General features: G+C 55.3%; 19 protein-coding genes and 1 tRNA gene. 6 read left to right on the forward strand and 14 right to left on the reverse strand.

Annotated elements, in window-relative coordinates:
- Nucleotides 1-139 precede the first annotated feature (139 nt).
- Nucleotides 140-982, forward strand: a complete 843-nt coding sequence (locus C9422_RS09730) for an NAD(P)H-binding protein (protein ID WP_116580489.1) — start codon at nt 140-142, stop codon at nt 980-982.
- A gap of 93 nt (nt 983-1075) precedes the next feature.
- Complete coding sequence (locus C9422_RS09735) at nt 1076-1264, forward strand: hypothetical protein (protein ID WP_116580490.1); 189 nt, start codon at nt 1076-1078, stop codon at nt 1262-1264.
- A gap of 36 nt (nt 1265-1300) precedes the next feature.
- Here the strand turns inward: C9422_RS09735 and C9422_RS09740 are convergent, their stop codons facing one another.
- From C9422_RS09740 to C9422_RS32180, 3 genes are all read right to left on the reverse strand, one after another.
- Nucleotides 1301-1906: a hypothetical protein gene (locus tag C9422_RS09740; RefSeq protein ID WP_116580491.1), complete on the reverse strand. Its 606-nt coding sequence runs from the start codon at nt 1904-1906 to the stop codon at nt 1301-1303.
- Between the two features lie 466 nt (nt 1907-2372).
- Complete coding sequence (locus C9422_RS09750) at nt 2373-3920, reverse strand: phospholipase D family protein (RefSeq protein ID WP_116580492.1); 1548 nt, start codon at nt 3918-3920, stop codon at nt 2373-2375.
- 251 nt (nt 3921-4171) lie between these two features.
- Nucleotides 4172-4249, reverse strand: a tRNA-OTHER gene (locus tag C9422_RS32180).
- Nucleotides 4250-4535: 286 nt separating this feature from the next.
- On the opposite strand from C9422_RS32180, the gene C9422_RS32000 reads away from it, so the two are divergent.
- From C9422_RS32000 to C9422_RS09760, 3 genes are all read left to right on the forward strand, one after another.
- Nucleotides 4536-4934 (forward strand): hypothetical protein, encoded by a 399-nt coding sequence (locus C9422_RS32000; protein ID WP_133249002.1) that lies wholly within the window; start codon nt 4536-4538, stop codon nt 4932-4934.
- Nucleotides 4935-5219: 285 nt separating this feature from the next.
- Nucleotides 5220-5429, forward strand: a complete 210-nt coding sequence (locus C9422_RS09755; protein ID WP_116580493.1) for a hypothetical protein — start codon at nt 5220-5222, stop codon at nt 5427-5429.
- Nucleotides 5430-5504: 75 nt separating this feature from the next.
- Nucleotides 5505-6449 carry a hypothetical protein gene (locus tag C9422_RS09760; RefSeq protein ID WP_116580494.1) on the forward strand — a complete coding sequence of 315 codons (945 nt, stop codon included), beginning with the start codon at nt 5505-5507 and terminating at the stop codon, nt 6447-6449.
- A gap of 95 nt (nt 6450-6544) precedes the next feature.
- Here C9422_RS09760 and C9422_RS09765 read toward each other — a convergent pair whose 3' ends face one another.
- The 4 genes from C9422_RS09765 to C9422_RS09785 all read right to left on the reverse strand — a co-directional run bounded on the left by C9422_RS09765 (nt 6545) and on the right by C9422_RS09785 (nt 10632).
- Entirely contained in the window at nt 6545-8452 is a 1908-nt protein-coding gene (locus C9422_RS09765; protein WP_116580495.1) for an ATP-binding protein, read from the reverse strand.
- Nucleotides 8439-8891 carry an ABC-three component system middle component 5 gene (locus C9422_RS09770; protein ID WP_218279141.1) on the reverse strand — a complete coding sequence of 151 codons (453 nt, stop codon included), beginning with the start codon at nt 8889-8891 and terminating at the stop codon, nt 8439-8441. Before C9422_RS09770 ends, C9422_RS09765 begins: the two co-directional genes overlap by 14 nt.
- Before the next feature lie 41 nt (nt 8892-8932).
- Entirely contained in the window at nt 8933-9493 is a 561-nt protein-coding gene (locus C9422_RS32005) for an ABC-three component system protein (RefSeq protein WP_133249003.1), read from the reverse strand.
- Between the two features lie 344 nt (nt 9494-9837).
- Nucleotides 9838-10632, reverse strand: a complete 795-nt coding sequence (locus tag C9422_RS09785; RefSeq protein WP_116580498.1) for a DNA adenine methylase — start codon at nt 10630-10632, stop codon at nt 9838-9840.
- Nucleotides 10633-10874: 242 nt separating this feature from the next.
- On the opposite strand from C9422_RS09785, the gene C9422_RS09790 reads away from it, so the two are divergent.
- Nucleotides 10875-11210 carry a GrlR family regulatory protein gene (locus C9422_RS09790; RefSeq protein WP_116580499.1) on the forward strand — a complete coding sequence of 112 codons (336 nt, stop codon included), beginning with the start codon at nt 10875-10877 and terminating at the stop codon, nt 11208-11210.
- 92 nt (nt 11211-11302) lie between these two features.
- Here C9422_RS09790 and C9422_RS09795 read toward each other — a convergent pair whose 3' ends face one another.
- From C9422_RS09795 to C9422_RS09825, 7 genes are all read right to left on the reverse strand, one after another.
- Complete coding sequence (locus C9422_RS09795; protein ID WP_116580500.1) at nt 11303-12346, reverse strand: phage late control D family protein; 1044 nt, start codon at nt 12344-12346, stop codon at nt 11303-11305.
- An 82-nt stretch (nt 12347-12428) separates the two neighbouring features.
- Complete coding sequence (locus tag C9422_RS09800; RefSeq protein WP_104449514.1) at nt 12429-12635, reverse strand: tail protein X; 207 nt, start codon at nt 12633-12635, stop codon at nt 12429-12431.
- Nucleotides 12610-13467: a phage tail protein gene (locus tag C9422_RS09805; RefSeq protein WP_116580501.1), complete on the reverse strand. Its 858-nt coding sequence runs from the start codon at nt 13465-13467 to the stop codon at nt 12610-12612. The genes C9422_RS09800 and C9422_RS09805 overlap by 26 nt, the downstream gene beginning before the upstream one ends.
- Nucleotides 13468-13476: 9 nt before the next feature.
- Complete coding sequence (locus C9422_RS09810; protein WP_116580502.1) at nt 13477-15822, reverse strand: phage tail tape measure protein; 2346 nt, start codon at nt 15820-15822, stop codon at nt 13477-13479.
- Nucleotides 15823-15965: 143 nt separating this feature from the next.
- The gene (locus C9422_RS09815; RefSeq protein WP_116580503.1) at nt 15966-16274 is read right to left on the reverse strand and encodes a phage tail assembly protein; all 309 of its coding nucleotides are present in this window, start codon (nt 16272-16274) and stop codon (nt 15966-15968) included.
- A gap of 11 nt (nt 16275-16285) precedes the next feature.
- Entirely contained in the window at nt 16286-16789 is a 504-nt protein-coding gene (locus C9422_RS09820; RefSeq protein ID WP_085725766.1) for a phage major tail tube protein, read from the reverse strand.
- Between the two features lie 12 nt (nt 16790-16801).
- Nucleotides 16802-17965: a phage tail sheath family protein gene (locus C9422_RS09825; protein WP_116580504.1), complete on the reverse strand. Its 1164-nt coding sequence runs from the start codon at nt 17963-17965 to the stop codon at nt 16802-16804.
- Nucleotides 17966-17974 lie beyond the last annotated feature (9 nt).

Consider the following 17974-nt stretch of genomic DNA (forward strand, 5'->3'; position numbering starts at 1 on the left):
TAGCATCGCCCATCCCCATGCCAAACAACAGATGCCCGCACGTCGGGTGATTCGACCTGATGGGTTGACGTACAAACATGAGGATCTATCATCTTTAAAACGTGAGCATCGCTCACATTAACCGATGGAGATGAACGCGATGAACACCGCCCAGCAAACCCTGTTGGTCCTCGGCGCCACCGGCAAAACCGGACGGCGAATCACCCAACGACTCGAAGCGGCCGGCCTGCCCGTTCGCCAGGGTTCCCGCGATGCGAATCCTCCTTTCGACTGGGAGGATCGATCAACCTGGGACGCGTTAATCGAGGGTGTTCATGCTGTCTACATATCCTTCCAGCCCGATCTCGCCGTTCCAGGCGCCGTCGAAACCATCCAGGCTTTCACCGACCTGGCGGTGAAAAGCGGAGTCCGCAAACTGGTTTTGTTATCCGGGCGCGGCGAAGTCGAAGCGCAACAGGCCGAACGTGTCGTACAGGACAGCGGGATTGACTGGACGATTCTGCGGGCCAGCTGGTTTTGCCAGAACTTCAGCGAGGCGCACTTTCTTGAACCCATTGTGCAAGGTGAACTGGCACTCCCCGTCGGTCAGGTCGCCGAACCCTTTGTCGATGCAGACGACATCGCAGAGTGCGCCGTCGCCGCATTGACCCAGCCCGGGCACACAGGCCAGCTCTATGAATTGACCGGCCCTCGGGCGTTGACCTTTGCCGACGCCGTGACCGAGATTGCCCGTGCCACCCATCGCAACATCGAATTCGTGGCCGTACCGGCGCCCGCCTATCGACAGGCAATGGAACAGGAACAACTTCCCCCGGCGTTGATCGATCTGGTGCTGTACCTCTTCACCACCGTGCTCGACGGCCGCAACACACCGGTGACCGATGGCGTGCAGCGGGCACTGGGACGACCGGCGCGCGACTTCAGCGACTACGTGCAGCGCACCGCGGCTGCGGGCATCTGGGGTAACGGGCGTCCGATGTAACGCATTGGCGAGAACAGGGTTCGTCGGCTAGGGTCTCTTGCGTATCGAACTGCGGCACCTTAATTGGCAGGAGCCTGATCAAGGAGAAAACGCATGTCACTCAATCGTAATGCCGAACAAACCTACCGCCAGTGGTCGACCCCGATCCTGCTGGAACTCAAGGAGCGAGAGCATGAAATGACCCCGTCAGACCGCCGGGCGTTGGAAAACGTGTTGCAGGAAAGAAGGCTGATCAACACCGGCAACCCGACCGGCAGCGATCGTCGCAAGGCAGGCCCTTGATCCCGCATAACGCCCGTGAGCGAAGTCTTTACCGCGCTAGAACCACCCACTGCGATCATCTTCCAGCGCCTGACGACACTGCTTGAGTTGGGCGTTGTAAATCTCCGATTGCTTTTGCACTTTCTGGGCAACCTGCATCAGCCACGGTTTACTGCGATAGGAATTGCGGCTAAAGCCCCCACGCCCCTCGTGATAAGCCAGGTACTGATTGTAGGTGTCCCATTTGGAGATTCCGAGCTGGCGTTGCGTGCCCGTGGTGTACCAGCCGATAAACATGATCGCGTCGTCGAAACTGTCACGTGAACCGCCGTTGCCAGTGCTGTCCTTGTACTCACCCCACACCGGGTCCTGAGCCTGCGCATAACCATAGGCCGAACTGACTCGCCCCCAGGGGATCACCCAGAGCAGGTAGTCACGCGGCGGCAATGCGTCCGCCACATAGCTGCTTTCCTGCTTCATGATCGCCATGGCCACATGCAGAGGCGTCCCATATTCACTCTGCATTTCCAGCGAGTCCTCGTACCAGTCGGGATACTCACGGTAAATGTTGCAGAGATTGTCCTGATCCTTGGGTGGCATCGTCGTGCAACCTGTCAAAAACATGAACAACAAAGCCAACAGCAAAAAATTTCGTTGTGTCATTCATCACGCTCAAAAATAAGGTACTGCGCACAATCCCGGGTAACTACTGTAAGAGCTGCCGAAGGCTGCGATCCCTTGATCTTGATCTTGAACAGCAAAATCAAAAGATCGCAGCCTTCGGCAGCTCCTACAAGGGTCGGGTTGACCTGACAACCCCGATTGCAACCGGCTGAACGCCCGGATCAAGATGATCGAGATCGGCTCGACATGGAGCCCTTTCCGGACAGCGGCGGCCTGCTATCCATGGCAGATGCCCACCCGCCAAACCACTGTAGGAGCTGCCGAAGGCTGCGATCTTTTGATCTTGATCTTGACGCAGCCTTCGGCAGCTCCAAGGCACCTGAGTCAGGCAATTGCAGGCAAAAACGTCAGAAGACTTCCAGCTTGATCACGTCACCCTTATCGAAAGGGTTCTTTGTAAATTCCTGTTGCACAACGAGACCAGAGGGGGACTCCGGGTATCGATTCAGAGCATCTTCTCCAGCCCGACCTTGTCGCTGAGCCAGGCTTTGAAGCTGCGCCATTTGCCGCCGGGTTCCTTGCGCAAGGTATGTTCTCGGCCGTCGTCCTCGGTGAGCCAGACGACTTCGCCGTTTTCCAGTCGGGCCTGGTAACTCATGGCCGGCGCCATGCCATCAAGCGCCGCCTGGCGCACGTAGCCGGCCAGTTCGGGACTGTCGACCAGCACTCCGACTTCAGTATTCCAGAACAGTGAACGCGGGTCGAAATTGAACGAACCGATGAACACTTTCTGCCTGTCCAGGATCATGGCCTTGGTGTGCAGGCTGGAGACCGAGCCACCACTGAATCCAAACGAAGAACTGCGGCCGGTATCTTCCGGCTGACGCCGCAGTTCATAGAGTTTCACGCCATGTTCTAGCAGCGTCTTGCGATACGGTGCATAGCCGCCATGCACCGCCGGGACATCGGTGGCTTCCAGTGAGTTGGTCAGCAGGCGCACATCAACGCCGGCATCGGCACGCCCCAGGAGATAGTCCATGCCCGACTTTTGCGGGACGAAGTAGGCCGACATCATGATCAGCTCGTTGCTGACGCCATCGAGTTCAGGCCGCAGTTGTGTGGCCATCAATAACGCACGTGCCGGTTCGCCGTCAGCCAGGACCTTGCTCGGAGCATCCCACATCGCCGTGCCATGGGCCCAGATCAGTTGCTTGCGCCACGTCTCGAATTGCGGCCGAGTCTGGTAGGTCATGAGATGGTCGTACAAAGCCCTGTGCTCGGTACGTGAGGACTGGAGCGACTGCTCCAGACGTTGACGGCTCTCGCGCAAGTCCTGTGCTGTCGGCTTGTTGATCTGGAAGTCACTGATCGATTGGCTCAAGGCGCTGTTCCAGTACTGATCGAAGCTGTGCCCCAATTGCTCGGCGACCGGTCCGATGCAAAGCAGGTCCATGTCGGTGAAGTTGAGATCGGGCTTGGCGTCGAAATATTCATCCCCCAGGTTGCGCCCACCGACGATGGCTGCGCTGTTGTCAGCCAGCCACAGTTTGTTGTGCATGCGTCGGTGCTGCTGGGAAAGATCAAGCAAACGGCCCATGGTTCGAGTCACCACGGTGCTGCGCCCCAGATGCAAAGGGTTGAAGACGCGGATATGGATGTTCGGGTGCACCGCCAGGGTAGCGATGACTTCTTCCTGGCCGTCGGTGGCGGTGTCATCGAGCAGGATACGTATCCGTACGCCGCGATCGGCAGCCAGCAGCATTTCATTGACCAGTGCCCGGGTGCTGAGACCGTTATGCACAATGTAGTACTGCAGATCGACGGATTTCTGCGCATTGCGGATCAACTCGGCGCGCGCCCGGAAGGCTTCACTGCTGTTGGGCAGCAAGCGAAAACCCGAGCGCCCCTCATGCGCGGCAGCCTGAGTCTGGATCGAGCGCCCGAAAGCCGATTCGCTGGCGGGGATCGCCTCGCTGAAGTCGTGGGGCATGCGCGTGGTGGCGCAACCGACCAGCAGCAACGCGAAAAACATGGCGCAGAGGAACCGGGACATGGGCTGGTCCTCAACCTCGACGGGTGTAGATGTGGACCCGGCATCCAGCCAGTACCGGCTGCCGAGAACACGCAGCCCTCGATAATCCGCACGACTTTTTCCAGTAAAGCCCGTTTCAGGCAGCCTGTCGAAAATTACGCTTCCCTGCAGAGCATGCAGCCCGGGCAGTAGCGAATTGCGGAAAAGATTTTTTGATGGCGGAAAAAACTAAGGGCCTGCATGAGGTATCTCACGCAAGCCCTTGATATTCGTGGTGCCCGAAGCCGGAATCGAACCGGCACGCCCTTACGAGCGGGGGATTTTAAGTCCTGAGGGAAAATCAATCAGGCCGGGGCTTACAGATAGTTTTCCGGGCCGCAATCAAGCCTATTGATATGCCATGCAGCCTAATGTTTCCGCACCCCTCTACAATATTGCGGTCCAGAAAACACCGCCCCTCAAGCGCGAAATTACGCACTCAGGAAAGCTTTACAAAAATCGAACGTATGCCGATCTTGCATACTTACCGCGTTCACTCAGTATCACAATTACCGATCTACCTTGGGGGTGAGATATGCTGAGGCATATCGCGCGGCCCAGGTGCCGAATCAAAAAATATAAACAAGGGAATGTTGGATGAAAAAGCTCGCCCTCTCTCTCGTGATTCTCTCTCTGGCTGGCTGCTCAACACCGCCACGGTCTGCCCCAGCCAAACCGATGACACTATATCGATATCCGATGAGTGAGAATGTCATTCAGCTTGCCCATACAATGGCGAGCCACGATCTGAAAGATCCGGAAAGCGCAAAGTTTCGCGATACTTTTTTCGTTACCTCCGATGGTAGTGGGGAGGCGCGAGATAAATCGAAGGACTCTTGGTGTATCGAGATCAACGGAAAAAATAGCTATGGCGCATATGCGGGTTACACTTGGGCTCTAGTCCCTGCCGGTGGAAAGTCGGTGATCATGGGAACCTCGTCAGTTGGTGCAGTTGCAGCTCAGATTTGCTCATCTGCAATCTACCCACCAGCATGAGTGCTTCAAGGCAACGGCCTTGAAAATCGTCGACTGTAACAGGTCCATGAGTGCGAATCCCATCGCCATCTTTATACGACAAAGCCCTGATTTTTGAGGGATTTGTCGTTTCTGGGGTTTGGGAATCGGTGCTGTTTTTTAGAGCCGTTACAAAACTATTTGATAACCGTTACAAAACTTTCCGTTTTCTTCCTTCTCTGGCGTCCTGCCGACCGCTGCGATCCCCCATGTGTGTCATTGCATTTCCGCTGCTACGATGCCCCCTCTTTCATGGAGGATTTCGTGATGCCAAACTCAGACCTGCTCCCTTCCCTACTGTTCAAGATCAACGAAAACCAACTTGCGCTCGAAGCCGCGATCATGGAGCTGACGCTTTGGGTTGAGCAAAGAGGATCAGCGGAGGTGGCCGGCAACGTTCGCGGCGCCCTGCAAACGATCGACAATAACGAAGAATTTATCAAAATGAGCCTTGCAGTACTCATGGCGCCGGAGTGAGCACTTGAATATTTCAATATCTCGTGAACCAGCCCTCTCCTTGGGCTGCTGAATTGCGTTGAAAGAGGGGGTCGTATGAAGCAATATCAAGGTGCTGTTTTTTTCGTGGATATGCTGGGGGTCGGCGCATTAACTCAAAATCAAGTCACTCTCGGCGAGAATGATTTCACAGCTTGGGGGATGAGCCCCTCCTCACCTCCGTCGGCAAATCTTTTCTGTGGACAGCTACTAACTGAATTTCGCTCCTGCTTAGCAGCAGTCAGTGCGTCTCATAAGCAAGTAAAAATCGCTCAGCTTTCTGATTGTGCATACATCTGGTCCGAGAATGTCCTGGCTGTTATGGACGCTGCTCGTGCATTCATGTGGAGTTCGGTTAGCGTTGGACTGCTATCAAGGGGGGGGATCTCCTATGGAGAGATCGTCGAGCCAAATAAAATCAATCGAGCAATCGGCCAATTCATATTGGGTAGTGCAGTTACTCAGGCGGTAGGTCTGGAGAAGGCGGGCAAAGGATGTAGAATTTTCGTCGACAACATTATCCACGAACGTTCGATATCCTTGCACAACAGCCCATTTAAGAATGGGGCCGTTAAGGCGCTAAAAAATCCACTTGATGGCTCAGTCGTAAAAGAGTTTTGCTGGTACAAGTCGGGCGGGAGATCTGGAAACTGGCAGAATGAGCAACATATTGCAGCTGAGAAAATAATTACGCTTGTTACCCAGCTTCAATACTCACCGCGTTTCAGTTGGAATGATACAAGCCCCCAAGGACGCATCCAGTTGGCGTGCAGTATTGATTCGATTTCTGATGCTACGCCTGACTTTATCGGTAATGGAAACTATATATTCAAAGGTGAGGAGTATCTTTTGCAGTTCCGTGATAATCAAGAGCGATCTGCGCTTGCCTGCCAGCGAGTCCTTAATGAACGACTGAAAGATATCGATAGATTTTTTATTAATGGAAAACAAAAAGATATAATGGATCGCTGGTTAGAACTGAATAACGACCCCATCGTTTAAAGATGCAGCCGAATGAAAGTTTTTTAGACGGCTGGCGGCGCTTTAATAACGCGGGACGCTTCCGACGAAAACGTCCCATAGCAAACACATCACAATCACCGAATATCTAAGGACCTTGCTTCTGGATTGAAATAACGAGAAACCACCAAATCAGTATTCTCAAATTCCGGATTTATCTCAGAAGTTGCAAAAATCAATTGAAACTCAGACTTAAATGCATTGCATTCATTAACAATTATTTTTTGCAAGTTGTGACTCCTGTCTTTTTCCATACCGCCATCATCAATACCATCTAGCATCAGATAACGAGGAACCCGCATAAATGGGAGTTCTAAACTGGTAGACAAAAGTGCCAAATGGAAAACATGTCGCAAAACAACTGCCGAACTTTCCGAAAAATTCCGCGATCCATTTACATACACAGAGTTTTCAACAAAGTCAAAACTTACGGAGTGAGGATTGATAAACTCAAGCTGCAACGGCAAGTCCTGCTTCAGAAGACGGATCATGTTTTTTTCTAGAACCCTTGAAACCTCCAACTTCCTGGACTCCTGCCCAGCCTCAAGTGATTCCACCAATTCGTTCAGTTCATTGAACTCCTTAGATAACGCATCTCTTTTCTTTTGAAGCTCACCAATTACTGCAAAGAGTTTTTGCTTTTCATAAGCTTGTCGAATTTCTTCGTCTAAAGCACCCAAAGCGCGGCCAGTCTGCTCCAATATCGTCTCGATTTCAGAAGACCACGAGGACGCGACTGACCCATACTCCTTTTCAAGACGCCTAACTTCTTTAGTCGCCAAAGGAATATCGTTTCTAAGCTGCTGAACTTCCGCCTCTTTGGCAACCATCAAAGAAGATGATTCCTTAATCTGAATACTCAACTCGTTACGCATTCTCAAAAGTTGAATATCACCATTACCGTCTGCCGTAGATTTACACAAATGACATGAGTGAGCAGCATCATCCACTTTGATTTCTGCAAGGCAACTTGGACAAAATTGAAAAGATACATCACCAAAATACTGACGAGTCTCTTTAGACTCGTCCAAATTATTTAGCCGCAGCTTCAGCTCTTCAATAAACAAACGAGAGTCAAGTATATCTAACTCTCTGATCGCCAGAGCGTCCTTTAGGGTGGACTCATATCTTTTTGCGGAGTTCAACTGAGTCCGCAAGCTATCGGATTTTGAAACAGCCTGAGTTTTCTCTTTTCGCGAAATGACCCGCGTGCTTTTTAAGTCCTCGATATAACGTGTAAGCTCATCACGCTTATCTTCTAAATCTGGTATAGCGCTCTTTGAAGCTTCAATATCTGGAGCCTGACCCGATCTTCCAAGGACACTAAAAATACCTCGCAACTCTGCTGTTTTTTTATCTAATTCCTTACTAACCTCGCGCACCCTAAGCTGCGCACTGTATAAATCATCATTATAAACTCCGCACAAGTACCCGCCTATCATTTCCCGTGTCAGCGCACTATCGAAAGTGTCCATACGAAAAATTGGGCTATGAACAGATGGTTGATCTGCATATAAAACGCGGAGCAGTTGATGCATGGTAAGGTTAGACGCGCCCTGGCCTTGTGCCAGGGGCAACTCTAGCGCACCGAACAACGCCTGGGAAAAACTAATTTTTTGCTCTGAACGCTTAAATGGATAACGTTCCCATTCAGCAGGTCCTGCGTCAAAGGCTAAGTCGATTCGCCCCCAATATATTAATAATGGCCGCTGAGTCTCGCTGCTAATTTCACGTAGCAGAGTAACTTGCGAACCATTCAGGGCAACCTCCACCATAGTACTAGAACACTCAAGTGCCTGAGGCTTCCATCTAATATTCTCAGCACCTAAAGAATATGCCAGCAGGTCCATGATTGTAGTTTTACCAGAACTATTACGACCTCGAACAACATTCACACCAGAATGAAATTCGCAATCAAAAGCACGATGACTCCCCTGAAGAACGACAAGGCGACATACTCTAAGGGATGGCTTAAGAAGCGTCATATCTATATTCCAGCAATTCAGTTCGATGTTTAAGGCCATTTAGACCACGAAGAGGCAGCGACGCAAGCTCTTTTAAGACGAAGTCCACTACAGTTTGTTGACCTGATAAAAATGCAGAAACTTTTTCAAGAAGGCTTGCAGGTAGAGCAGTATCCATACGCTCTATCATGCCCTTTTCAAACTGCTGTAAATTTATCAATCCAGAAGCAGCAATACTACGCAAGGCTGACGATTGAATCTGAGCCATATCGCGAAACGCAACCTGAGGATTGAGAGGGTCATGATAGACATTAGATACAGACTTCGCTATTTTTCGCCCGTGTGACAAGGAAGCAGGAAGCCTAATATCCTTCATGGCAGATGGGAACATAAGATAAAAATCTAACAGCCGAGCTTTCTCAACTTCCAGACTTGGTACCACCTGAATTACTGCCAACATCCGAAACACACAATGATAAGCATCAAAGGCCGGGTGATATATTAACATTTGTCCCACCGAATATGGCAATTCCCTGCCAAAAAGTATAACAAGCCCAGCAAGTCTTTTACAGTGAACTCAAGAAAATTCTCACCAAGCATTGCCTTGATAGTTTGCAATGCCTGATTAATACATAAGTCTACCGCCTGCCTATCTCCCCCCGCCTCAATTACAGGTGTGACGGTAAGCATATAAATTGTATGCAATTCATCCAGTAATATGGTGTATACCCGTTGAGCACTCTTAGATGATTGATACTTCATCACTAACTTAGCTGCGGCTTCTTTCTGAAGCATTGCAAAGTGAAGCATATCCAGTCGACCGCTTTCCCGCAGTTTTGCTTCCAGCCCTCGAATATCACCATCCGTTGGGGCTGACATGTAATGCTGCAGCTTATGACAGAAACTATTCCCAGACAGATCGCCCAACCCATCAACTTTAAGCTTTGCATATAGTAACGCAAGCTCCTCTACCGAAGCAGAGTTTATGATATTGATGCTTGTTTTACTTATATTGCCACCAGCAATATCATTGGCGACGTTCCCACTTTGATTCGTAAACAAGGTTCAGGCTACACTTTGTTATTTTTATTGATGTCACCAGCAGCCATATCCCCGCCAACACTATTTCCCGTTTGATTAGCAAACGTTGTTCTAGATTTTCGCGAGGATCGATTACTCACAAAAATCTTGAGTGTCCACCCTGCGCCCAAACCGGCAAGGAATGTCAAAACATGTGAAAGATAGTCCATTACCGCACCTAAGATCTGATTCAAGTTAATGTCAAAAAAGGTAACCATACGACGTAGCTTTGAGCAGCGTAGCCGAACGCCAGTATCTCGTCTACGTGGATCACTGGATCAGGAGAGCAGTGCTGCTTAAGGAAAGTCACTTGATTACCCTTCTTGCTAGAACAGCCCTCCCAAGGCTGCGGGCTCCCAATTCATAATCACTAATTCGCCGCTGACCTCGGCCTTGCCCTGCCGCTGGTTGCTCGTGGTGTAGCGGATATCCAGCGTCTCGAAGTGAAAGCCTTCGAACACTCGGCGGATGTCCGGGTGGTCGTTAATGCTGACCATCACCTTCCCCTTACAGCGGCGCATGAAGTCGGCCATCCGCTCGTAGTTTTCAAACGGAAAATCCACGCCATAACCGGCGGTCTGCCAGTACGGCGGATCCATGTAATGGAACGTATGCGCCCGGTCGTAGCGTTCGGCGCATTCCAGCCAGGGCAAGTTCTCGACGTAGGTGCCGGACAAACGCTGCCAGGCGGCCGAGAGGTTCTCCTCGATCCGCAACAGGTTGATCGACGGTGTGGTGGTCGCGGTACCGAAGGTCTGCCCGGAGACCTTGCCGGCGAAGGCATGGTGCTGCAGGTAGAAGAATCGGGCGGCACGCTGGATGTCAGTGAGGGTTTCGACGCGTGTCATTTTCTGCCACTCGAACACCTGCCGTGAGCTGAGCGCCCATTTGAACTGGCGCACGAACTCCTCGAGATGGTTCTGCACCACGCGATACAGCGTGACTAGGTCGCCGTTGATGTCATTGAGCACTTCCACCGGCGCAGCCTGGGGTCGCATGAAATACAGCGCGGCGCCGCCGGCAAAGACTTCGACGTAGCATTCATGGGGTGGAAACAGTGGGATGAGGCGGTCGGCCAGGCGGCGTTTGCCGCCCATCCAAGGGATGATAGGTGAAGACATAGATAGCAAGACCTTTACTGTATAAATAAACAGGTGCTAGGCTCGCTCTGCTTTGTGCACAGAGCAGGAGCCTTGGCGGGACTTGCAGGGACAATCTGCGGGGACGGTGGCCAGGCTGAATGTTGACGCATCCAGACTGGCCGCTCCTTTACGTGATTAGTAATACTGTTTGGATTCAACTTACTTGCGTAAATGACGTTGAACCCTATGCTCACCCCTGTCATTGCGAAGGAGTCTGCACGATGTCTAACGGAATTTTTTCTGTGAATTTCAAGGCCAACACGGGTGCTTTCGGTAGTGGTCTTGTAGTAGTGAAGGATGGAAAAGCCAATGGTGGTGACCCTCACTACCTTTATCAGGGGGATGTTCCTGTTCAATCAGGTGCGTTCAAGTCTCAATTTAAAATTAGTAAATGGCTAGACGGAAATACCAACGTAGTAAGAATAGACAGCTACACATTGAATGCTGCCGGAACGGTGAATTATGAAGCTGGAACAATTGAGCTCAAAGGCTCGGTTGTCGGTGCACCTCATCTCACAATGGAGATTATGGGCATCAAAATTTCGGATACCGTTTAACCTTTACCCGCAATCCCCGAACGCCATGAAGTGACAGGTGTTCGGGTCACCATGCAACGCTCACATCGACCGACTGAGTGTCCTTACGTCTCTTAGGGCATTCCACCAGGCACTTCAAGCACCTCTTTCTGCGGTTTGCCGGAGGCCTTGGCCTTGCCCTCCTTGCCGCCATTGCACTCCACCGACACCGTCCACCCGGATGGGGTGAAGGTGTGATCGACCGACTCCACGAGGTACTCGCCATCGAGTCCACACTTGAAGCCCAGTGCCTCGATCATGCTTTCGGCAAACAGGTCGGTCCGGCCCGGCAGGTCCAGGCGGACCGAGGCGGTGGAACGATTGAACGCCGCCAGACGCGCCTTCGCTGCCTCATCAGCGGCTGTTCTGTCCGGGTAGAGATGCCGGTCGGTGTGCACCGGCGGCAAGCCTTCCGGCACGTTGGGGTTGTCCAGGTGCGAGATCAGCAACTCTCCACTGGCCGGGTCCTGATACTGGGTGCTGACGCCTTGGTGTGTACTACGGTCGCTCAAGCGAAACTGCCAGCGGGTCACGTCACTGCGCTGCAGGGAAATGACCGCCAAAGTCTTGCCACTGGCGCTCTGCCCACCCTGTCGCGGCAGGACCAGCAGCTTGCCGTTGGCCACCTTGGCGGTGCAGTCGTGTTTTTTGGCCACGCGGGTGATGAAATTGAAGTCGGATTCATTGAGCTGGTCCATGCGTGGCACCCGGGTGTCGACCGGGCACGACGGCTGCCAGCCATTGCGCACGGCCACGTCACCGACGATCTGCGCCAGGCTGACGTCTTCCCAACTGCCGCTGCGCGTGGTCTTGCCGCTGCCGCGCATGTCGCTGGCCTTGCCGCTGATCACCAGCGTGTCCGGCGGGCCGGAAACCGCCACCTCGTCCACGGTGTAGCGGCCCATGCGCGTAAGGTCGGCGCCGGCATACCCCAGGTAGACCTCAATGCTCGCGCCACGCACGGGCAGCGACACCGCGCCGTCGCGGTCATCAATGCGCAGCTCAAACGAATCCGAGGCCATCCCGGGCCGATCGGAGAGCTGCAGCGAGATCATCCGATCATTGATCAAGGTAGTGATGTCGGCACCGTCGGCCACGATGCGAAAATTAGGCGTCATGGATTTTTTCCAAAAAAAAACCCGCACAAGGCGGGCAAGAAAGTAAGGGGTTTTAAACAAGAAGCGACACCAGTGTAGTCCATCAATCCCACAACGAAATGACGCTGTCCGGCTCCACCACCAAGTCCGGCAGCGTGATCAGCACGCCGGCCCGGAACGGTTGCGGCTCATCGGCCAGGCCCTGATTGGCCGCCAACACTGCCTCGACACTGCGGTTCAGGTGGCCGTAATAGTGGTGGCACAGGGTATCGAGCAGATCCCCATCAGCCGTTCTGCAGGTCATCGCCATAACGGACAAACTCCAATGAAAAGCCCTGCTTGCGCGGGATCGCCCCGGGTAGCAACGCGCTTTGCTCTTCGTCAATATTGGTCAGGCACCAGTTGCCCAACACCTCTCCATAACCGGTGGTGAGGTTCAGCGGCAGCAACTTGGCACCGATGCTGCGCAGCCTATCCAGCTGCTTCAGCCCACCTTTGTAGCTCGGGTAGATCGCGCCTTTGATCGTGATTTTTTCCTCACCCTGGCCCACCGCCTGCTGTGCCGGGCGCCGGGTCAGGCGCTCCTGCGCGGCCCAGCGAAACGCCGTCTGCCGGCGCAGCTCGTCAAACGCCGCGGTGTCCAGGTTGAAGTAGTACGGCCGCTCATTGGCTTTCAGTGGGTAGAGGATCAGCAGGTGTGGGAACGGCTTCACCGCGTCGGGAATCGGCGACATGTCGCCGGCAAACCATTCCGAGGGGAAGATGTTGCCCAGCGCGGCATTGGCCTTGCCGGCGACCTTGTTGAACGCCGCGCCAAAGCGGCCAATCTGCTCAGTCAACGCGGAAAAGTGCTCATCAAATTGAGACAGGGCGCGCTGGGTCTGGTTGTAGTAGCTGGCCACCTTGCCGATCTTGGCCTGCGCCGAGTTGATTGCACTTTGCAGGCGGCGGGTCTTGTCGCTCAGCTCCTCGCTGAGAAAGGGTAAGCCTTCCAGCGCATCGGCCGCCCCGCTGATTTCATTGAGCGCGCCATTCATGGGTCCGGTCATTGACTCGATGTCCGTGCGGCCGGTTTCGCCGGCGTCGACCATGTACTTCAGGCCACCCTGCAGGTGCTCCAGGTAGGTTTTTTCATCCGCCATAACACTTCCTTAGCCCACATGGGGCGCATCAAACAACTGGCGGTCACGCGCCTCCCGGGCAAAGTCGTCGAACTGGCGCCGCAGGTACGGCATCATTTCCTGAACGAACTGCGCCGGGTCTTTCACATCGCCGTGCACCTGAAAAACCGGAGCCGGGGCGAAGGTGAATTGCTGATCAACCTTCGGCCATTCGGGTGTTTTTGCCGCCGTGTTCGACATCAATGCCGCCGCCGTCACCGGCACAGTGGTAGCGTTTTCAATCGAGCGTACGACCGCTCCCACCCCTTCGCCGGCGGTCATGGGCAAGATGCCGATCGGTGCTTTGGCCGGCGTGTCCGGCCCGCCAAACAAGGCCTTGCCCATGGTCGCACCCACGTCACCGCCGCCCCACGCGCCGACCATGCCACCGATCACTCCGCCAATCGCGGTTCCAATCAGTGGGATGATCGAACCGATGGCCGCGCCGGCCGCTGCACCCGCCAGGCCACCAGCCAGGGTACCTGCCGCCTCGCCGTAGCCTTCGGCCTTCTCATCGCGCGTGGTCGCGTTCTGGTAAGTGTCCAACACCTCAATTCCGGCGCCGACCGCCGCCAGCGCCCCGCCAACTTTCATAAAGCGGGAACCGCGGGACACCCGACTTCCGGCACCTTTTCGTTTTCGACCTGGATCTCGATCCAGCCCGTCGTCATCAACGTCATCCGCGTTGGTCACGAACACCCGCTGCACGATGTTGGACCGGTCACCGGCTGAACCACGGGCGATGTTCACCAACCCCCGGCCGATCTTCAGTGCGGCCCAGGCCTTGCCCAGCACCAACGCTCCGGCAGTGAGTGCCGCCAAGCCCAGCACCGCCTTGGGCGTTTCCTCGGACAACGCGGTCAATCCACGCGCTGCCGCACCAATCCCGGTGGCCAGCGCATCTGTCGCCGGACGCAAGGCATCCCCGATAGCCCGAAGCGAATCGTTGAACGCCTGACCGGTTTCGGCCCAGCGTTGTGACGAGGCCTCGCGCCGCTCGCTCAGGTTTTTGTCGAGTATGTCATTGCGCTGGCCATTGGGGTCCGCAGCGTCCCTTTTCAGGTCCGCATACAGTTTTTTGTTCTGGGTGTAGGCCATCAGCGCGGTCTTGACCTGCATGTCGGCAAACACGTCGCCGGTGCGCAGGGTCGCGGCCAGGGCATCGGCCATCGCTTGCGCCTTGGCCGGGTCCGTCTCCTGGTTAATTTTGGTCAGGCCCTGATCCAGCTGTTTGGCCTTTTTCGGGTCGGTCTTTTCCACGTACCGGCGAGCCAGTTCAAAACTGGCTTCAAAGGTCGACAGGCCCTTGCCAATGGCGGCATTCATCGAGCCCTGATAGTCAATCCCGGCATCGGCATAACCTTTGACCGTTTCCCCTGAACCGATTTTCGCAATCCAGTTTTTCAGGTTGTTCGCCGCCTCATCGGCACTACCGGCGCTCTTGATCTGAACCTGCAGCATGGCGCCCAGCTGGGTCACCGCATCCTGACCAGTGATGCCGCTGCCGGCCATCTGCGCCAGAAGTTCCGGAAACCACTTGGCCATATCGGCCGCTTCAAAGCTGCCTTGCTGGCCCAGCAACGCGACCGACGCCAAGGCCTGCTCCATTTTTATCGGGTCGGTGATCTTGGCGTTGTTCTGCATCGCCAGAATCATCTTTGCCGTGTCGGTGCCCGACGCGCCCTGCCCGACCGCAAACTTGGCGGCCACCGGGGCGTACTTCAGCGCTTCGGTCAGATCCATGCCGCCACCGACCAACTGGTTCACCAGCTCGGCCACCTGGGTGTTGGCCATGCCGGTGTCTTTCGAAGTCTGCACAATGTCGCGGGCGGTACTTACTTCCTGTTGAGTATTGGCGGTACCGGACTTGATCGCGATGTCACGAATGATCGCCTGAAAATCCGCACTGACTTTGGTCGGCACCGCAGCCAGGGTGGTGCCGGCCACCGCCGTGCCGAAACCGCTACGCAGGCTTTCCTGCCCCTCCTGCACCTGCGCCATGCCTTTGGCCTTGAACTCGGCGCTTCGCACCACCTTGCCCAGCGCCAGGTACTCCTGACGCAGGCGGCCGACTTCGACCCCCTGCTTGCGCAGGCTGCTCGCGTTGGTCTCCAGTTTGCGTAGCAGGGCATCGGCGTTGGCCGCGCCGCTGTCGTGAGCCTTTTTCCATTCATCGCGCAGGCGTATGGTTTCGCCGATGACTTTCTGCAAGCCCTTGGCGCGCATGGTTTGCGCCTCGAGCTTTTTCATTTCGCCGCTGACGTTCTTGAAGGCGGCGCCGAGCGAAGAATCGACGGCACCGCCAATCACCAGCCCGAGCGAGAGTTTGTTCGCCATGCAGGGTACCTGTGTTCAAAGGGGGATGGGCTCAGTCCGTGAGCCACCAGACCATCTCGGAAAACGACAGGCCCTGAATCTCGGCCGCCGAAAAATTCAGCTCGACAGCCAGGCGTTTGGCCAGGGCCTTTTGCAGGCGGGGGTTAAACCCCGTCGTCTGCTCCCAGACGAAAATAGGCGGTCTGCAGACGACGGTAATCACGCATCAGCAGCCCCTCCAAATCCGCGCGGCCGATGCTCGCCAGGCTGCAGAACAAGACCATTTCCTGTTCTTCTTCGTTGCTTCCGCCCTGCAGGGTCGCGGCGCGCATCTCACGCACCGTCGGCTCGCGCAGGGTCAGCTTGTCGACCTTGATGCCATTGGCCTCGCTCGGTTTGGATAAGAGGACGGTGGCGATGCCATCGCCCAGTTGCAGCCACTTGGGCAGGACATTGTCTTTTGCGTTACTCATGGTGGAATTCCTTACATGCCCAAGGCAGACCGCACAGCGGCCAGTTGATCGGTGCCATCGATGACGCGGATCGAGTTGAGGGGATCGATTTCAAACATCACGCTGCCGTCGATCTCCAGCTTGTAATAGGTCACGGCGACGGCGTACTTGAACTCGCCTTTTTCACCCGGTTTCCAGTCCCCCGGGTCGACTTCCTTGAGGCTGCCCCGCAGGGTGGCGACCACCGACTTGACCACACCTTTCTGACCCTTAAAGGCACCGCGGAACGAAGCGTTGAACCCGGTCAGGTCGGACTGGCCGAAGAACTTCAGCACCTCGCGGCGCACGCCATTGGTGAGGAAGCTGGCTTCCAGCTTCTCCATACCCATGTCGAGCTCGACCGCCGCGTCCATGCCGCCCGCGCGGTATTCGTCAGTCTTGAGGGTCAATTTGGGCAGGGTCAGGCTCGGCACATCGCCTTGCAGGCTGATGCCGTCGACGAACAGGTTGGTGTTGTAGAGCACTTCCGGAATCATAAAGCGGCCTCCTTAGGCGGCGGTGTCCAGCACTTCAGTGATCCACTGATCGGTCACCTCCACGCGAAAGTTCGGGTTTTCGGCCGGCGGCACATCGGTGAACCGGATATTCCAGTACACCTTGCCGTCGCTGAGTTCGCTGGAGGTGTTCAGCTCTTCGTCGGCATAGACTTCGAAGTTGATGATCGCGCCCTGATTCTTCAGGTCGCGCATGAACGCCTGCAGGCCTTCGGTCACGTCCTTGACGTAGGTCGCAGTGATCGAGCGGTCGACCGCCCACTTGTGCGCGTAGAGGATGGCGTCCATGACGATATCCAGCGTGCGCACGCGGGTGACGAACTTCCATTTCGGGTCACTGGACAGTGTGCGGTTGCCCCACAGCCGGTACCCGTCATCACGAATGATCGTGGTGATATTCGCGTTGTTCAGCACGTTGGCCCGGCAGGACGCATCGCCGTCGAGAAACTCGATCGGCCGCGTGGTGCCGGTGATGCCGACAAACTCCTTGTTCGACGGCGACGCCCAGAAGCCGTAGGTGGCATCGGTCCAGGCAAACAGGCCGGCGGTCCAGGCCGAGGCTGGTGCGTTGACGGTAGCGCTGGTTCCGGTGTCCCAGAACTGCACGCCCGGGTCGACCATGTAGGCGTGTTTGCTGCCGAAATTTTCGGCATAGGCGATCGCCGCTTCGTCGGTGGTGTTCGGCCCGTCGAGGAGGGCCATCGCCCGCATCTTGTCGCCCAGCGCCACCAGCTCGGTGGCCACCGCCAGCGTCGCCGAATACCCCGGCGTCACCAACAACCGTGGCTGCGCGTTGAACTTGCTTTTGCCGTTGAGCAACGCCTGCATGCCGGTCCGGCTACCGTCGGCCCAAACCCCGCCGATGATCGCCGACAGTTGTTCGGCCGGATCCTCCAGCACCGGCACGCCGACGGCGACAATCACCGCCTTGGACCGCTTGAAAATGGCCTTGCAGTCCTGGGTGATCGCCGCATCCGGTCCCCAGGCGGCGACCGCTTCGCTTTCGCGGGTGATCAGCAGCAATTCGTTGGCTGCAGCCGTGGCTGGCGGGCCCACGGTAAAGGTGTTGCACAGGCCGATGATCGACGCGGACGGGGTGGCGATATGCCGGGCGCCGGTGTCCACCAGGGTCACGGTGACGCCGTGAAAGAAACTCATAGAGTGATG

It is taken from the genome of Pseudomonas sp. B1(2018) (genome assembly GCF_003097365.1).
GTDB classification, from domain to species: Bacteria; Pseudomonadota; Gammaproteobacteria; order Pseudomonadales; family Pseudomonadaceae; genus Aquipseudomonas; species Aquipseudomonas laurylsulfatiphila.

Excerpts from the sequence above, each read along its gene's own strand:
- C9422_RS09800 (WP_104449514.1), bottom strand. The coding sequence starts at position 12,635 with ATGGCGATGACCTGCAGAACGGCTGATGGGGATCTGCTCGATACCCTG.
- C9422_RS09740 (WP_116580491.1), bottom strand. The coding sequence starts at position 1,906 with ATGACACAACGAAATTTTTTGCTGTTGGCTTTGTTGTTCATGTTTTTG.
- C9422_RS09795 (WP_116580500.1), bottom strand. The coding sequence starts at position 12,346 with ATGACGCCTAATTTTCGCATCGTGGCCGACGGTGCCGACATCACTACC.
- C9422_RS09765 (WP_116580495.1), bottom strand. The coding sequence starts at position 8,452 with ATGACGCTTCTTAAGCCATCCCTTAGAGTATGTCGCCTTGTCGTTCTT.
- C9422_RS09730 (WP_116580489.1), top strand. The coding sequence starts at position 140 with ATGAACACCGCCCAGCAAACCCTGTTGGTCCTCGGCGCCACCGGCAAA.
- C9422_RS09760 (WP_116580494.1), top strand. The coding sequence starts at position 5,505 with ATGAAGCAATATCAAGGTGCTGTTTTTTTCGTGGATATGCTGGGGGTC.
- C9422_RS09825 (WP_116580504.1), bottom strand. The coding sequence starts at position 17,965 with ATGAGTTTCTTTCACGGCGTCACCGTGACCCTGGTGGACACCGGCGCC.
- C9422_RS09815 (WP_116580503.1), bottom strand. The coding sequence starts at position 16,274 with ATGAGTAACGCAAAAGACAATGTCCTGCCCAAGTGGCTGCAACTGGGC.
- C9422_RS09755 (WP_116580493.1), top strand. The coding sequence starts at position 5,220 with ATGCCAAACTCAGACCTGCTCCCTTCCCTACTGTTCAAGATCAACGAA.
- C9422_RS09770 (WP_218279141.1), bottom strand. The coding sequence starts at position 8,891 with ATGTTGGCAGTAATTCAGGTGGTACCAAGTCTGGAAGTTGAGAAAGCT.
- C9422_RS09810 (WP_116580502.1), bottom strand. The coding sequence starts at position 15,822 with ATGGCGAACAAACTCTCGCTCGGGCTGGTGATTGGCGGTGCCGTCGAT.
- C9422_RS09785 (WP_116580498.1), bottom strand. The coding sequence starts at position 10,632 with ATGTCTTCACCTATCATCCCTTGGATGGGCGGCAAACGCCGCCTGGCC.
- C9422_RS09735 (WP_116580490.1), top strand. The coding sequence starts at position 1,076 with ATGTCACTCAATCGTAATGCCGAACAAACCTACCGCCAGTGGTCGACC.
- C9422_RS09820 (WP_085725766.1), bottom strand. The coding sequence starts at position 16,789 with ATGATTCCGGAAGTGCTCTACAACACCAACCTGTTCGTCGACGGCATC.
- C9422_RS32000 (WP_133249002.1), top strand. The coding sequence starts at position 4,536 with ATGAAAAAGCTCGCCCTCTCTCTCGTGATTCTCTCTCTGGCTGGCTGC.
- C9422_RS09750 (WP_116580492.1), bottom strand. The coding sequence starts at position 3,920 with ATGTCCCGGTTCCTCTGCGCCATGTTTTTCGCGTTGCTGCTGGTCGGT.
- C9422_RS09790 (WP_116580499.1), top strand. The coding sequence starts at position 10,875 with ATGTCTAACGGAATTTTTTCTGTGAATTTCAAGGCCAACACGGGTGCT.
- C9422_RS09805 (WP_116580501.1), bottom strand. The coding sequence starts at position 13,467 with ATGGCGGATGAAAAAACCTACCTGGAGCACCTGCAGGGTGGCCTGAAG.